This window comes from Streptomyces cinereospinus (genome assembly GCF_042430725.1).
GTDB classification, from domain to species: domain Bacteria; phylum Actinomycetota; class Actinomycetes; order Streptomycetales; family Streptomycetaceae; genus Streptomyces; species Streptomyces cinereospinus.
The window spans coordinates 23857-38853 of record NZ_JBHMCY010000026.1 but is presented as its reverse complement, the minus strand read 5'-3'; the positions used below and the strand labels follow the sequence as shown (position 1 = coordinate 38853).

At 72.0% G+C, this 14997-nt stretch carries 9 protein-coding genes and 2 pseudogenes; 8 read left to right on the top strand and 3 right to left on the bottom strand.

The window, feature by feature from the left end; translation table 11 throughout:
* The first annotated feature begins 85 nt into the window (after window positions 1-85).
* The 5 genes and pseudogenes from ACFF45_RS15705 to ACFF45_RS15685 form a co-directional block, all read left to right on the top strand.
* The gene (locus ACFF45_RS15705) at window positions 86-1468 is read left to right on the top strand and encodes an ABC transporter substrate-binding protein (protein ID WP_381346646.1); all 1383 of its coding nucleotides are present in this window, start codon (window positions 86-88) and stop codon (window positions 1466-1468) included.
* Window positions 1469-1544: 76 nt separating this feature from the next.
* Window positions 1545-2825 carry an ABC transporter permease subunit gene (locus ACFF45_RS15700; protein WP_381346645.1) on the top strand — a complete coding sequence of 427 codons (1281 nt, stop codon included), beginning with the start codon at window positions 1545-1547 and terminating at the stop codon, window positions 2823-2825.
* Complete coding sequence (locus ACFF45_RS15695; protein WP_381346644.1) at window positions 2822-3697, top strand: carbohydrate ABC transporter permease; 876 nt, start codon at window positions 2822-2824, stop codon at window positions 3695-3697. The genes ACFF45_RS15700 and ACFF45_RS15695 overlap by 4 nt, the downstream gene beginning before the upstream one ends.
* 167 nt (window positions 3698-3864) lie before the next feature.
* Window positions 3865-4388, top strand: a pseudogene (locus tag ACFF45_RS15690) (glycosyltransferase family 2 protein); the annotation flags it as partial.
* Window positions 4389-4806: 418 nt separating this feature from the next.
* Window positions 4807-5172, top strand: a pseudogene (locus ACFF45_RS15685) (glycosyltransferase family 2 protein); the annotation flags it as partial.
* Between the two features lie 606 nt (window positions 5173-5778).
* On the opposite strand, the gene ACFF45_RS15680 reads toward ACFF45_RS15685, so the two are convergent.
* Window positions 5779-6192, bottom strand: coding sequence for an organic hydroperoxide resistance protein (locus ACFF45_RS15680; RefSeq protein ID WP_381346684.1), 414 nt, complete (start codon window positions 6190-6192; stop codon window positions 5779-5781).
* A gap of 123 nt (window positions 6193-6315) precedes the next feature.
* Between ACFF45_RS15680 and ACFF45_RS15675 the strand changes: the two genes are divergently transcribed.
* Window positions 6316-6801, top strand: a complete 486-nt coding sequence (locus ACFF45_RS15675; RefSeq protein ID WP_381346643.1) for a MarR family winged helix-turn-helix transcriptional regulator — start codon at window positions 6316-6318, stop codon at window positions 6799-6801.
* A 423-nt stretch (window positions 6802-7224) separates the two neighbouring features.
* Here ACFF45_RS15675 and ACFF45_RS15670 read toward each other — a convergent pair whose 3' ends face one another.
* Window positions 7225-7851: a TetR/AcrR family transcriptional regulator gene (locus ACFF45_RS15670; protein WP_381346642.1), complete on the bottom strand. Its 627-nt coding sequence runs from the start codon at window positions 7849-7851 to the stop codon at window positions 7225-7227.
* A gap of 173 nt (window positions 7852-8024) precedes the next feature.
* On the opposite strand from ACFF45_RS15670, the gene ACFF45_RS15665 reads away from it, so the two are divergent.
* Window positions 8025-8954, top strand: a complete 930-nt coding sequence (locus ACFF45_RS15665; RefSeq protein WP_381346641.1) for an ABC transporter permease — start codon at window positions 8025-8027, stop codon at window positions 8952-8954.
* Window positions 8947-9822 carry an ABC transporter ATP-binding protein gene (locus ACFF45_RS15660; RefSeq protein WP_381346640.1) on the top strand — a complete coding sequence of 292 codons (876 nt, stop codon included), beginning with the start codon at window positions 8947-8949 and terminating at the stop codon, window positions 9820-9822. Before ACFF45_RS15665 ends, ACFF45_RS15660 begins: the two co-directional genes overlap by 8 nt.
* Before the next feature lie 71 nt (window positions 9823-9893).
* On the opposite strand, the gene ACFF45_RS15655 is transcribed toward ACFF45_RS15660, so the two are convergent.
* Window positions 9894-14822: an NAD-glutamate dehydrogenase gene (locus ACFF45_RS15655; RefSeq protein ID WP_381346639.1), complete on the bottom strand. Its 4929-nt coding sequence runs from the start codon at window positions 14820-14822 to the stop codon at window positions 9894-9896.
* Window positions 14823-14997 lie beyond the last annotated feature (175 nt).

The window sequence follows — 14997 nt, the reverse complement described above, 5'->3', positions numbered from 1 at the left end:
TCTTGCCGACCCCACGGACCCGGCGTAGACCAGTCCCACGGGACAGCGCTCGAACGTTCGACGAGGAACGAAGAACGGGGCCGTAATGCACAGCAGCATCACCACCAGCCGCACCCGGACACGCAGGACCGCCCGCGCCGCCGCGGCCGCACTGGCGGGAGCGCTGGCGCTCTCACTCAGCGCCTGCGGAGGCGACGACGACGGCGCGAACGAGGGCGGCGGCGGTGCCCAGGAGACCGCCACCACCGTCACGCTCCCCAAGCTGAACGGCGAGACCCTGGAGGTCGCCGCCGTCTGGACCGGCCCGGAGCAGGCCAACTTCAAGAAGGTGCTCCAGGAGTTCGAGAAGCGGACCGGCGCCAAGGTGACCTTCGTGCCCGCGCAGGACCCGATCATCAACTTCCTCGGCTCGAAGATCGCGGGCGGCGCGCCGCCGGACATCGCGATGCTCCCCCAGGTCGGTGCCGTCCAGCAGGCCGTGCAGAAGGGCTGGGCCAAGCCGGTCGGACCGCGGGCCCAGGAGCAGCTCCGCAAGAACTACTCACCGGGCTGGCAGGACCTCGGCAAGGTCGACGGCAAGCAGTACGGGGTCTACTACAAGGCCGCCAACAAGTCCCTGATCTGGTACAACGCGCAGGTCTTCGAGAACGCGGGCGCGGCGGAGCCGAAGACCTGGGAGGACCTGCTCACCACCGCGCAGACGGTCTACGACTCCGGGGTCACCCCGTTCTCGGTCGGCGGCGCCGACGGCTGGACGCTGACCGACTGGTTCGAGAACGTCTACCTCTCGCAGGCGGGCCCGGAGAAGTACGACCAGTTGGCCAAGCACGAGATCAAGTGGACCGACCCGTCCGTCACCGAGGCCCTCACCACCCTCGCGCAGATCTGGGGCGAGGCGGACTACGTCGCGGGCGGCGCGGACGGCGCGCTGCAGACCGAGTTCCCCGCCTCCGTCACGCAGACCTTCACCGGCGGCGACCAGCCGAAGGCCGGCATGGTCTTCGAGGGCGACTTCGTGCAGGTGAACATCGCGGAGACGGACGCCGAGGTGGGCACGGACGCCAAGGTGTTCGCGTTCCCCAAGGTCGGCGACACCGAGCCGGTCGTCTCCGGCGGTGACGCGGCGGTCATCCTCAAGGACTCCGAGGCCGCACAGGCCCTGGCCACCTTCCTCGCCTCGCCGGACGCGGCGACCATCCAGGCAAAGCTCGGCGGCTACCTGTCGCCGAACAAGAACGTGGACCCGTCGGCGTACCCGAACGCGGTGCAGCAGGAGATGGCCAAGGCGCTGGTGGCGGCCGGTGACGACTTCCGCTTCGACATGTCCGACCAGGCCCCGCAGGCCTTCGGCGGCACGCCCGGCAAGGGCGAGTGGAAGGCGCTGCAGGACTTCCTGAAGAACCCCGAGGACATCAAGGGCACCCAGGAACAGCTGGAGGCCGACGCGGCCGCGGCGTACGGAGACTGAGCCGGCCATGGCGTCGGCAGCCACGGCAGGGGTCCCGCCCAGGAAGGACGGGACCCCTCCTCGAAGTCGCAAGAGCGTGACCGGCACCCGCGGGACCGTGGCGGCGCTGTTCCTGCTGCCCGCCCTGGTGCTGCTCGGCGCGCTCGTGGTCTACCCGATCGGGTACTCCGTCGTCCGCAGCTTCTACGACCAGTCCGGCGAGGGCTTCGCCGGATTCGACAACTACCGGGCCCTGTTCACCGACGACGGCATCCGCACGGCGCTGAAGAACAACGTCATCTGGGTGGTGTTCGCGCCCACGGTCGCGACCGCGCTGGGGCTGGTCTTCGCGGTGCTGACCGAACGGGTGCGCTGGGGCACGGCGTTCAAGCTGGTCGTCTTCATGCCGATGGCGATCTCGATGCTCGCGGCGGGCATCATCTTCCGTCTCGTCTACGACCAGGACCCGGACAAGGGCGTGGCGAACGCGGTGTGGGTGGGCGTGCACGACACGTTCGCCCAGTCGTCGGCGTTCCCGAAGGCGCACCCGGGCCGGGAGTCGCCGCTGACGGCGGACGAGGGCGGCTTCGTCACCGAGGAGCCGGTGCGCCTGGGTGAGCCGGTCGCCCTGCCCCTGGTGGGTGTCGCCCCCGACCAGATGCCCGACGGCGCCGCGCGGGCCGTGGCGGCGCAGCCCGACCCGGCCAAGGTCACCGGCACCACCTGGCAGGACTTCACGCGCGGCGAGGGCGTCGGCACCCTCGGCGCCCCGGACCCGTCCGAGCTGGGCTATCCCGGCATGCGGATCGAGGCGGTCAAGGACGGCGAGGTCGTCGCCACGGCCACGGCCGCGGACGACGGCACGTTCGCCCTGCCGGCCGCCGCGGACGGGGCCCTGCTGCGGCTGCCCGCCGACAACTTCGAGGAGCCGTACAACGGGCTGGACTGGCTCGGCCCGTCGCTGGTCACGCCGGCCATCATCGGGTCGTACATCTGGATGTGGGCCGGGTTCGCGATGGTGCTGATCGCCGCCGGGCTGGCGGGGGTGCCGCGCGAGCTGCTGGAGGCGGCGCGGGTCGACGGGGCCACCGAGTGGCAGGTGTTCCGGCGGGTCACCGTGCCGCTGCTCGCGCCCGTCCTGGCGGTGGTCACCGTCACCCTGATGATCAACGTGCTGAAGATCTTCGACCTGGTCTTCATCATCGCCCCGGGCTCCTCCCAGGACGACGCGAACGTGCTCGCCCTGGAGCTGTACCGCAAGGGCTTCTCGGAGGACCAGCCGGGCGTCGCGAGCGCCATCGCGGTGTTCCTGCTGCTGCTGGTGATCCCGGTGATGTGGTTCAACATCCGCAGGCTCAGGCGGGAGGTGCGGCGATGACCAGCCCGTCCGTGCGGGGCAGGGAGTCCCTCGGCGCGCGCCTGGCGGCGGGCGTCAGCGGCGGCCTGGTCCGCGTCCTGCTGATCGTGGCGGGCCTGTTCTGGCTGGTGCCGACGATCGGCCTGCTGCTCTCCTCGCTGCGCACCCCGGCCGACATGAACGAGAGCGGCTGGTGGACGGTGTTCACCGAGCCGGCCGAGCTGACCTTCGCCAGCTACGAGAAACTGCTGGACAACGGCGACATCACCGACTCCCTGCTGAACACGGCTCTGATCACGGTCCCGGCGACCGTGCTGGTCGTGGTCGTCGGCTCGCTCGCCGGATACGCCTTCGCGTGGATGGAGTTCCCGGGCCGGGACTGGTGGTTCCTGGGCGTGGTGGGCCTGCTGGTGGTGCCGGTGCAGGTGGCGCTGATCCCGATCGCCGAACTCTTCGGCGGCATCGGGCTGTTCGGCTCGATGCTCGGCGTGATCCTGTTCCACGTCGGCTTCGGTCTGCCGTTCGCGGTGTTCCTGCTGCGCAACTTCTTCGCGGAGATCCCGCGCGAGCTGCTGGAGGCGGCACGGCTGGACGGCGCCGGTGAACTGCGGCTGTTCGCACGGGTGGTGATGCCGCTCGGCGGGCCGGCGATCGCGAGCCTGGGCATCTTCCAGTTCCTGTGGGTGTGGAACGACATGCTGGTCGCGCTGGTGTTCACCGACTCGGACAGCCAGCCGATCACGGTGGCGCTGCAGACGCAGGTGCGGCAGTTCGGGAACAACATCGACGTGCTGGCGCCCGGCGCGTTCGTCTCGATGGTGATCCCGCTCGCCGTCTTCTTCGCCTTCCAGCGGCAGTTCGTGTCCGGCGTGATGGCGGGCGCGGTGAAGTAGCGGCCAGGACAACCCAGGACGACGACGTCGGGGCGGGCCGGGCAACGGCCCGCCCCGCGGTCCGCGCGGCCCGGTCCCCCGCCTGCCGTACCGGCCGTAACCCGTTCACTCCATCGGCCGTTCCCGGGCAGAACGCCCGCGCAGACCCGCCGGCCCATGGATGCCCCCTGCCCAGGTTCAGTGTCGTCGTCCCCGCGTACCAGGTGCAGGCGTACCTGCACGCGTGCCTGGAATCGGTGCTCGGCCGGTCGTACCCCGGTCGGGAACTGATCGCGGCCGGCGGCCGCTCGCCGGACGCCTGCGGCGCGATCACCGGCGAGTTCGCGGCCCGCGACCCGCGTGTCCGGCCCCGTCCCCTCCCCGCGACCCGCGTATCCGGCCCCGTCCCCTCCCCGGGAACCGGGGGGCCGGCTCCGCCCGCAACGCCGGCCTGGAGCGGGCCGTCGGCGACTACGTCCTCTTCCTCGACGGCGTCGGCACCCTCACCCCGCACGCGCTGCGCGCGCTCGCCGGCCGGCTGACGGAGACCGGGGAGCCGGACCCGCCGGTCCACGGCCACGCCCGCACCGACTGGACCGGCGTGCCCGTCCGCGGCCTGCGCTCCTTCCCGCCGGCGGCGGTGGCGCGCAGCGAGGACGAGCTGATCGGCATCCTCACCACCGGCCCCTGGCGCGGCTCGCGCTCGGCGCAGCCGCGGGCCGCGTTCCGGGCGCGCTCCTGCCCGTACCACGGCGGGCGCGCCGCCGAGCGCGGGTGGGCCACGTGCTCGGCCGGGCTCCGGCGGAGCCGGCGCCGGTCGTGCCGCCGGAGGAGCGGCGGCCGGCGCCGTCGGCCGCCGCATCACGGGCGAACCCCTCGGCAGCCACCATTCCGCAACCTTTCGGTCACTTCACCGTCACCGAAAGCCACTGGCCGCCGTTTCACCTACCAGGAGTCCGCATGCCCCGCAGCTCGTCGCGGCCCACCCCGACGCGGCCGCCCACCTGGCGGCCTTCCGGACGGCCCGGCCGTTCCGCGTCCGGGCCGCGGCGGGTCGCGGCGGGTCGCGGGGCGGGGGCTCCTCGGCTTGAGGCGCGCGCCTCCCGCCGAGCAAGGACGGCGAGAACGGAATGAGCGACATGCCCCGGTTCAGCATCATCGTTCCCTCGCACGGAGTCGAGGGCCGGCTGGCCCGGGCGCTGGAGTCGGTCCTGGCCCAGTCCTTCGGCGACTTCGAGCTGATCACGGTGTGCGACGAGCCGGAGGCTCCGGCGGCCGGCATCACCGCCGGGTACGCCGCGCGGGACCGCCGGGTGACGCCGGCCTACTCACCGCCCTCGGCGGGGCTGAGCGCGGCCCGTACGACCGGGTTGCGGGCGGCCCGCGGCGCCTATCTGCTGTTCCTCGACGGTGACGACGAGCTCCTGCCGGGGGCGCTGGCGGCGCTGGACGCCCGGCTGCGCGAGACGGGGCCGGTGGACGTGCTGCACTTCGGGCACGAACGGGTGCCGGCGCGGGCGGCACGGGACCGGCCGGGCGCCCGGCCGGTCCCCGCTCCGCCGGCCCCCGCGGGACCTTTCCACCCCGACGTGGCCCCGTGGCTGACGGTGGTGGACCGGCCCGTGTGGAGCGCCGCCTACCGGCGCGGCTTCCTGGCGGTGCACCAACTGGGATTTCCCTACGGCCACTTCACCGACCTCGGATGGGGCGGGGTGGTCACGGTGCTGGCGGAGCGGGTCGCGGTGGTGCCGTGTGCGGCCGTACGGCATCTGGTGCGCGGGCCGGGCAGTCCGCTCGCCGTCCCGGGTGAGCACCAGCTCGACCTGCTGGACCAGGTCGAGCTGGTGCTGTTCCAGGCCGGGGCCGAGCGGGTGTCCGGGGCACGGTCGCGGGCCCTGTTCGACCAGCTGTTCGCCGTGGTGGCGGCCGTGGCGGCGGACGCGCGGCGACTGCCCGCGCATCGGCGGCGCACCTTCTTCCGGCACGCGGGCGCGCTCTACCGGCACTACCGGCCCGCCGGGCACCGGCCGCCGGGCGTGCGGCCGTGGCTGCTGCGGGCGGGCGCCTACACGGCGTTCCGCGCGCTGCGGCTGTGCGGCCGCTTACTCGATGACCAGCTCGACCGGGATGTTGCCGCGGGTGGCGTTGGAGTACGGGCAGACCTGGTGGGCCTGCTCGACGAGCTTGCGGCCGGTCGCCTCGTCCACGGTGTCGGGCAGCTCGACGCGGAGGGTGACGGCCAGCGCGAAGCCCTCGCCCTGCTTGCCGATGCCGACCTCGGCGGTGACGGCGGCCTCGCTCACGTCGACCTTGGCCTGTCGGCCGACCAGGCCGAGGGCGCTGGCGAAACAGGCGGAGTACCCGGCGGCGAAGAGCTGCTCGGGGTTGGTGCCCTCGCCGCCGCCGCCCATCTCCGCCGGGATGGCGAGCTGGAGGTCGAGCCTGCCGTCGGAGGAGACGGCACGGCCCTCGCGGCCGTGGGTGGCGGTGGCGACGGCGGTGTACAGCGCGTCCATGGAGAAATCATCCCTCTCACGTCGTGCAGCGGCGGCCCGTCCGGCCGGCCTGACGAACCTGAGTAGAGCACACAATTCAGTTGTCTGCAATTGAATTGTCCGGGCGAGCGCTACCCTGGACCCATGACCACCACGCCCACGGCCGACTGGCTCCGCCTCGACCAGCAGATCTGCTTCTCCCTGAACGCGGCCTCGCGCGCTTTCGGCGGGGTCTACCGCGTGATCCTCAAGGACCTGGGGCTCACCTACCCGCAGTACCTGGTGATGCTTGTGCTGTGGGAGCACGGCGACCTGCCGGTGAAGAAGCTGGGCGAGCACCTGCGCCTGGACTCCGGCACCCTGTCGCCGCTGCTCAAGCGCCTGGAGGCGGGCGGTCTGGTCCGCCGGGAGCGCAGCGCGCGCGACGAGCGTTCGGTGGAGGTGCGGCTGACCGGCGAGGGGGACGCGCTGCGCGAGCGGGCACTTCAGGTGCCGCGCCGGATCGCGGCGGCCACCGGGTTCGACGTCGAGGAGATCCGCGAGCTGCGGGCCCGCCTCGACCAGCTCACGACGGCCCTCGACACGGCGGCCCGGACCGAGGCGGAGAGCGCCACGGCCCGGCAGCGCTGAGACCTGGGGCGCCGGCGAGGGCCGGGCGAGTTCACGGGGCGGCCGGCGCCGGACGCCCGGCGAGGGCGGCCGGGCGAACGCATGGAGCGGCCGGGCGAACGCACGGCACGACCAGGGCCAGACGCCCAGCAGGGATGGCCAGGCGGGCTCACGGCACGACCAGGGCAGAACAAACCCGGCAGGGGCGGCCGAGCGGGCTCACGGCACGACCGGGGCAGGGCGGCCGACGGGGGCCATGCGGGCTCCCGGGGCCCCGTCGGCAGGGAACCGCCGACAAAGTCCGGCGGGATCCTCCGGGCCACCGACGGCGCGGACCCGGCAGGCCCCACCGCAGCACGGGGCCCGCTCCCGGCACGCCCCGCCGGAGCATCCGGCACGCTCCCGGCACGCCCGCCGGAGCACCCCACAGCGCCCCGCGACGCCTCACAACGCCTTGAGTGCCGCCGCCGTCGACCTCGCCAGGGACGCCAGATAGCCCTTGGGCAGTCTCGGGCTGCGGATCACCACCGACCGCCAGTACAGGGGGCCCGAGACGAGGTCGAGGGCGAGGTCCCGGTCGTGGTCCGGGCCGATCTCGCCGCGCTGTTCCGCCGCGGCCACGATCCTGCTGGCGACACCCTCCTGCCCCTCGCGCAGCGCCTTCTGCAGTGCCTCGGCGATCTCGGGGTTGCGGGCCGCCTCCGCCTGGAGGTCGGGGATGATCTGCGAGGCCACGGGGTGGCGCAGCGCCCGGGACGTCGCCTCGTACAGCAGCCGCAGGTCCGACTCCAGGGAGCCGGTGTCCGGCGCCGGCAGGCCCTGCACGGCGATCGCCGACACGACGTCCAGCACCAGGTGCAGCTTGGAGCGCCAGCGCCGGTACACCGCGGTCTTGCCGACCCCGGCCCGGCGGGCGATGCCCTCGATCGACATCCGCGCGTAGCCGACGGCCGCGAGCTCCTCGAAGACGGCCGCCCGGATGGCCTCCGTGACGTCCGCCCGCAGCACCGCCGCCCCCGCGGGGGCCCGGCGGCGCGGTCGCGGCTCGGGCCGGTCGGCGTTCGTCGTCATGCGGACCAGCATAGGGCGTCACGACGAAACGGTTGCGTTCCGACGTGGGAAAGGCCTACGCTCACGTTGCGACGATACGGTCCCGTCCCGACGCAGGAGAACGCGCGGAGACGCGTGGGAAAACACCGGACGACCGCACGCGCGCCCCCACCCTCCGAGCGAAAGCAGCGGATGTGAGCCAGGTCCTCGACACACCGCCCCCGACGACGGCCCGCGCCACGGCCCCGGCCGGCGACGACCTCGCGGCCCTCGCCGCCCGCCACGGCCTCACCGTCAGCGGCGCCCGCCCCTCCCTGCCCCGGTACGTCCGTCAGCTGTGGGCCCGCCGCCACTTCATCGCGGCCTTCTCGACCGCCAAGCTCACCGCCCAGTACAGCCAGGCGAAGCTGGGCCAGGTCTGGCAGGTGATGACCCCGCTGCTGAACGCGGCCGTCTACTACCTGATCTTCGGCGTGCTGCTGCAGACCAAGGACGGCGTGCCGGACTACGTCCCGTTCCTGGTCACGGGCGTGTTCATCTGGACCTTCACGCAGAGTTCGATCCTGGCCGGCACCCGCGCCATCTCCGGCAACCTCGGCCTGGTCCGCGCCCTGCACTTCCCGCGCGCGGCCCTGCCGATCTCGTTCTGCCTCCAGCAGCTCCAGCAGCTGCTGTTCTCGATGGCCGCCCTGGTCGTCATCCTGCTCGTCTTCGGCATCCCGGTCGCCGCGTCCTGGGTGCTGGCGATCCCGGCCCTGGTGCTCCAGTTCACGTTCAACGCGGGCGTGTCCATGATCATGGCCCGGCTGGGCGCCAGGACCCCGGACATCGCCCAGCTCATGCCGTTCGTGCTGCGCACCTGGATGTACGTCTCCGGCGTGATGTGGAGCATCGACCACCTGATCAGCCGGCACGACGACCTGCCGGGCTGGGTCGGCCCCGTACTCCAGGCCAACCCCGCCGCCGTCTACATCGACCTGATGCGCTTCGCGCTGATCGACAGCTTCCGCGCGAGCCAGCTGCCCGACCACGTCTGGATGCTCGCCACGGGCTGGGCCCTGCTCGCCGGCATCGGCGGCTTCATCTACTTCTGGAAGGCTGAGGAGACGTACGGCCGTGGCTGACACCCCCAACGGGACCGCTCCCGACCCGACCCCCACCGTCATCGCCGACCACGTCGACATCGTCTACCGCGTCAACGGCACCGGCGCCGGCCGCGGCTCCGCCACCGCCGCGCTCAGCCGCATCCTGCGCCGGGGACAGGCCGAGAAGGCGGCCGGCGTCCGCCGGGTGCACGCCGTGCGGGACGTCTCCTTCGTCGCGTACAAGGGCGAGGCCATCGGCCTGATCGGCACCAACGGCTCCGGCAAGTCCACCCTGCTCAAGGCCATCGCCGGCCTGCTCCCCGTGGAGAACGGCCGGATCTACACCCACGGCCAGCCCTCCCTGCTCGGCGTCAACGCCGCCCTGATGAACGACCTGACCGGCGAGCGCAACGTCCACCTCGGCGGTCTCGCCATGGGCATGAGCCGCGAGCAGGTCAAGGAGCGCTACCAGGAGATCGTGGACTTCTCCGGCATCAACGACAAGGGCGACTTCATCACGCTGCCCATGCGGACGTACTCCTCCGGCATGGCCGCCCGCCTGCGGTTCTCCATCGCCGCCGCCAAGGACCACGACGTCCTGCTCATCGACGAGGCCCTCGCCACCGGCGACCGCTCCTTCCAGAAGCGCTCCGAGGCCCGCATCCGCGAGCTGCGCAAGCACGCCGGCACGGTCTTCCTGGTCAGCCACAACAACAAGTCCATCCGCGACACCTGCGAGCGGGTGCTGTGGCTGGAACGCGGCGAGCTGCGCATGGACGGGCCCACCGAGCAGGTCATGAAGGAGTACGAGGCCTTCACCGGGGACAACAAGGCGAAGCCCAAGCCCAAGCCCGCACCGAAGCCCCAGCCCGCGGCGGCCGCCGCCGAGGCGCCCCGGCCGTCCTGACCCGCCCGCGCCCGCACGAGGGCGCCCCGAGCCGTTCCCGGCCCGGGGCGCCCTCATCGCCGTTCGGGGGGCTACGAGTGCGAACGCAGCAGGGTCCGCATCGTCCGCATGGCCACCGACAGGTTCGCCAGGTCGAACGAGTCGGAGCCCTGGATCTCCTCCAGCGTGGTGCGCGCCCGCCCGAGGAGCGCCGCGTTCCGCTGCTCCCAGCTCTTGAACCGCTGCTCCGGCGTCGCCGAGCCGTTGCCCACCGCCAGGACGTCCGCCGTGACGGCCGCGTGGGCGGCGTACAGGTCCTCGCGGATCGCGGCGCGGGCCATCGACTGCCAGCGGTCGCTGCGGGGCAGGTCGCTGATGCGGTCCATCAGCTGGGTGATGGTGAGCCGGTCGGCGAGGTCGTAGTAGACCTCGGCGACGTCCAGCGGCTCCTTGCCCGTGCGGTCGGCCACCGAGACGATGTCGAGCGTCGGGAAGGCGGAGGAGAAGCCGGCCACCGGGGTGGCCAGTTCGTCCGGCACGCCCGCCGCGGTCAGCTCGTCGTAGATCCTCTGCCACCACTCCAGGTTCGCGCCGCGCAGCAGCTTGGGCAGCTGCGCCCAGACCTGTTCGACGCGCTCGGCGAAGAAGTCGACGGTCTCGGCGAGTTGCAGCGGCTGCGGGCGGTTGTTGAGCAGCCAGCGCGTGCCGCGCTCGACGAGCCGGCGCGAGTGCAGGCGGATGCGGGTCTGCACGGCGGCCTCGACCTTGTTGTCGAGGGCCTCCACCCCGTCCCACACCGGCGCCTGGCGGAAGATCGCGCGGGCCGCGGTCTGCGCCCGGACGATCTCCTCCAGCGAGGCGCCGGTCTCCTCGCGCAGCCGGTGCAGATACGTCGTACCGCCCGTGTTGACCGTGTCGTTGACCAGCACGGTGGTGGTGATCTCGCGGCGCAGCGGGTGGCTGTCGATGTGCTCGGGGAACCGCTCGCGCAGCGCCGTCGGGAAGTACGCGTGCAGCAGACCGCGCAGGTACGCGTCGTCCGGCAGCGAGGTGCGCAGCAGTTCCTCGGCGACCGTGATCTTCGTGTATGCCAGCAGCACGGCCGTCTCCGGGCCGGTCAGGCCCTGGCTCTGGGCCAGCCGCTCGCGGATCTGGCGGTCGGTCGGCAGGAACTCCAGCGCCCGGTCCAGGTGGCCCTCGCGGGCGAGGTGGCGCATGAAGCGCTGCTGGGCGTGGAGCATGTCCTTGGACTGGGCGAGGGCGTTGGCGATGGCCGTGTTCTGCGCGTAGTTGTTGCGCAGTACCAGGCGGCCGACCTCGTCGGTCATCTCGGCGAGCAGCCGGTTGCGCTGCTTGACGGTCATGTCGCCCTCGCCGACCAGGCCGTTGAGCAGGATCTTGATGTTCACCTCGTGGTCGGAGGTGTCCACGCCCGCGCTGTTGTCGATGGCGTCGGTGTTGATCCGGCCGCCGTGCAGCACGAACTCGATCCGGCCCAGCTGGGTCAGGCCCAGGTTGCCGCCCTCGCCGACGACCTTGACCCGCAGGTCCCTGCCGTCGACGCGGATGGCGTCGTTGGCCTTGTCGCCGACGTCCGCGTGGGATTCGGTGGAGGACTTGACGTACGTGCCGATGCCGCCGTTCCACAGCAGGTCGACCGGCGCCTTGAGGACGGCCCGCATCAGATCGGCCGGGGTCAGCTTGGTGACCTTGTCCTCGATGCCGAGGGCGGCGCGGACGCGCGCGTTGACCGGGATGGCCTTGGCGGTGCGGGGGTAGACGCCGCCGCCCGCCGACAGCAGGCTGGTGTCGTAGTCCTCCCAGGACGAGCGGGACAGCTCGAACAGGCGGCGGCGCTCGGCGTAGGAGGTGGCCGCGTCCGGGTCCGGGTCGATGAAGATGTGCCGGTGGTCGAAGGCGGCGACCAGGCGGATGTGCTCGCTGAGCAGCATGCCGTTGCCGAACACGTCACCCGACATGTCACCGATGCCGACGACCGTGAAGTCCTCGGTCTGCGTGTCCACGCCCAGCTCGCGGAAGTGCCGCTTCACGGACTCCCAGGCGCCCCGCGCGGTGATGCCCATGCCCTTGTGGTCGTAGCCCGCGCTGCCGCCGGAGGCGAAGGCGTCGCCGAGCCAGAAGTTGTACTGCTCGGCGACCTCGTTGGCGATGTCGGAGAAGGTGGCGGTGCCCTTGTCGGCGGCGACCACGAGGTACGTGTCGTCCTCGTCGTGCCGGACGACGTCGGCGGGCGGGACGACCTCGCCGGCCACCATGTTGTCGGTGATGTCGAGCAGTGCCGAGATGAACGTCCGGTAGCTGGCGATGCCCTCCGCCATCCACGCGTCGCGGTCCACGCTCGGGTCCGGCAGCTGCTTGGCGACGAAGCCGCCCTTGGCGCCGACCGGCACGATGACGGTGTTCTTCACCATCTGCGCCTTGACCAGGCCGAGGATCTCCGTGCGGAAGTCCTCCCGCCGGTCCGACCAGCGCAGGCCGCCGCGCGCGACCTTGCCGAAGCGCAGGTGCACGCCCTCGACCCGCGGCGAGTACACCCAGATCTCGAACGCCGGGCGCGGCGCGGGCAGGTCCGGGATCACCTGCGGGTCGAACTTCATCGACACGTACTCGTGCGGCCGGCCGCCCCGCGCCTCCTGGAAGAAGTTCGTCCGCAGGGTCGCCTTGATCACGGTGAGGAAGGACCGCAGGATCCGGTCCTCGTCCAGGCTCGCGACCTGGTCGAGGGCGGCGTCCAGCTCCTCCAGCAGGGCGTCCACGATCTCGCGTCCGGCGCGCTGCCGGTCCGGCGACATCCGCGCCTCGAACAGGGAGACGAGCAGCCGGGTGGTGTGGACGTTGTTGCGGAGGGTGTCCTCCATGTAGTCCTGGCTGAAGGTCGACCCCGCCTGGCGCAGGTACTTCGCGTACGCCCGCAGCACCATCGCCTGCCGCCAGGTCAGCCCGGCGCTCAGCACGAGGGCGTTGAACCCGTCGTTCTCCGCCTTGCCGGTCCAGCTGGCCGCGAACGCCTCCTGGAACCGCTCACGGGCGTCGTCGCCGAAGTAGTCGCCGCCGTTCTGCGCCTTGGGCATGCGCAGGCCGAAGTCGTAGATCCAGGCGACGCTGCGGTCGGCGCAGCGCAGCTCGTACGGCCGTTCGTCCATCACCTCGACGCCGAGCCGGTTGAGCACCGGCAGCACGCGGGACAGGGAGACGGCCTCGCCCTTGCGGTAGATCTTGAAGCGGCGCTCGTCCGGGCCGGCGCCCACCGGCTCGTACAGGCTGAGCGCGAAGTCGTTGTCCCGGTCGAGCCGCTCCAGGTGGCCCAGGTCGGCGACGGCCGCGCGCGGGGTGTGGTCGGCCTTGTAGCCCTCGGGGAAGGCGTTGTGGTAGCTGCGCAGCATCTCGGCGGCGCGCTCCTCGCCGACCTCGGCGTTGAGCGCCTCGGCGAACCCGTCCAGCCAGGAGCGGACCGCCTCGACCAGCCGGGCCTCGATGCGCTCCCTGTCGGTGTCGGACAGCTGCGGCAGCTCGGTGCCCTGCGGGACCCGCACCACGAAGTGCAGCCGGGACAGGATCGACTCGGTGTTCCAGGCGGTGAAGTCGACGCTGATGCCGGCGAGTTCCTCCTTCAGGATCTCGATGATCCTCAGCCGGACGCCGGTGGTGTAGCGGTCCCGGGGGAGGTACACGAGGGCCGAGTAGTAGCGGCCGTACTCGTCCTGGCGCAGGTAGAGCCGCAGCCGGCGCCGCTCCTGGAGGTAGAGCACGGAGGTGACGATGGACTGGAGCTCGTCGACCGGGGTCTGGAACAGCTCGTCGCGCGGGTACGTCTCCAGGATCTGCAGCAGATCGCGCCCGTCGTGGCTGTGGGGCGAGAACCCGGCGCGGCTCAGCACCTCGTCGACCTTGCGGCGGATGACGGGGACCCGGCGCACGGACTCGGTGTAGGCGGCCGAGGAGAACAGGCCCAGGAAGCGCCGCTCCCCCACGACGTTGCCCTGCCCGTCGAACTTCTTGACGCCGATGTAGTCCAGGTACGACGGCCGGTGCACGGTCGCCCGGCTGTTCGCCTTGGTCAGCACGAGCAGCTTGTGCTCGCGCGCCTTGGCACGGGCGTCGGCGGGCAGCCGCTCGAAGGACGGGCTGACCGGGTGGCTCTCGCCGGTCTCGTGGTGCGGGTCCGCGCGCAGTATGCCGAGGCCGGTGCCGGCCACGGCGGCGAGGGAGTCGTCGTCGCGCAGCTCGTACTCGCGGTAGCCGAGGAACGTGAAGTGGTCGTCGGCCAGCCAGCGCAGCAGCTCGCGGGCCTCCTCGATCTCCTGTCGCGGCAGGTCGCCCGCGACGGGCTCCTGCGGCAGCCCCTCGGCGATCCGCAGCGCCGCGTCCCGCATCTTGCCCCAGTCCTCGACGGCCTCGCGGACGTCGGACAGGACGCGCAGCAGGTCGGCGGTGATCTGCTTGAGGTCCGAGCGGTCGGTCTCCCGGTCGATCTCGACGTGGATCCAGGACTCGACGTGCGCGTCGTGCGGGAGGTCACCGGTGGGCCGGGTGGTGAGCACCTCGATCAGCTTGCCGGTGACGTCGCGGCGCACCACCACCTGCGGGTGGATGACGACGTGGATGCCCCGGCCCTGCCGGGTCAGCTCGTTGGTGACCGAGTCCACCAGGAACGGCATGTCGTCGGTGACGACCTCGACGACGGAGTGGCTGCACGTCCAGCCGTTCTCCTCGACCGTCGGGGTGTGCACCCGGACGTTCGCCGTGCCCTGAGGGCGGTTCTCGGCCAGTCGGTAGTGGGAGTGAGCGGCTCCGAAGACGTCGACCGGGTCACGGTCGGTGAGGTCCTCGGGGGCGGTGTGCAGGTAGTAGCGCTGGAGGAACGCGAGTACGGCGTCCCGGTCCAGGGTGCCGTGCTCCGTCGTCCCAGTCGGTAGGTGCCCCCCGACCGGGCTGTTCTCAGCTACCCGGGCGGCCCGATCGAGCAGCTCGGCCTTGGCTTCGTCCAGCTTGGTCTGCATTGTCCTCTGGCTCCTGTCGCGCGCCCTTGCGTGACGTAGAAGGAAGTACGGTTTCCGGCCATCCGACGCGACGTCGTGACGCCGGGTGTCCGGTCTGCTCCGACGCTAGGCCGCAGGGTGAGACGAGCGGGGCGTTATCAGCCATTTCCCACACGCCCGGGGCAAGGGATGCGGC

Coding starts and splice junctions, on each gene's coding strand:
- ACFF45_RS15705 (WP_381346646.1), top strand. CDS start 86: ATGCACAGCAGCATCACCACCAGCCGCACCCGGACACGCAGGACCGCC.
- ACFF45_RS15680 (WP_381346684.1), bottom strand. CDS start 6,192: ATGGACGCGCTGTACACCGCCGTCGCCACCGCCACCCACGGCCGCGAG.
- ACFF45_RS15695 (WP_381346644.1), top strand. CDS start 2,822: ATGACCAGCCCGTCCGTGCGGGGCAGGGAGTCCCTCGGCGCGCGCCTG.
- ACFF45_RS15655 (WP_381346639.1), bottom strand. CDS start 14,822: ATGCAGACCAAGCTGGACGAAGCCAAGGCCGAGCTGCTCGATCGGGCC.
- ACFF45_RS15675 (WP_381346643.1), top strand. CDS start 6,316: ATGACCACCACGCCCACGGCCGACTGGCTCCGCCTCGACCAGCAGATC.
- ACFF45_RS15670 (WP_381346642.1), bottom strand. CDS start 7,851: ATGACGACGAACGCCGACCGGCCCGAGCCGCGACCGCGCCGCCGGGCC.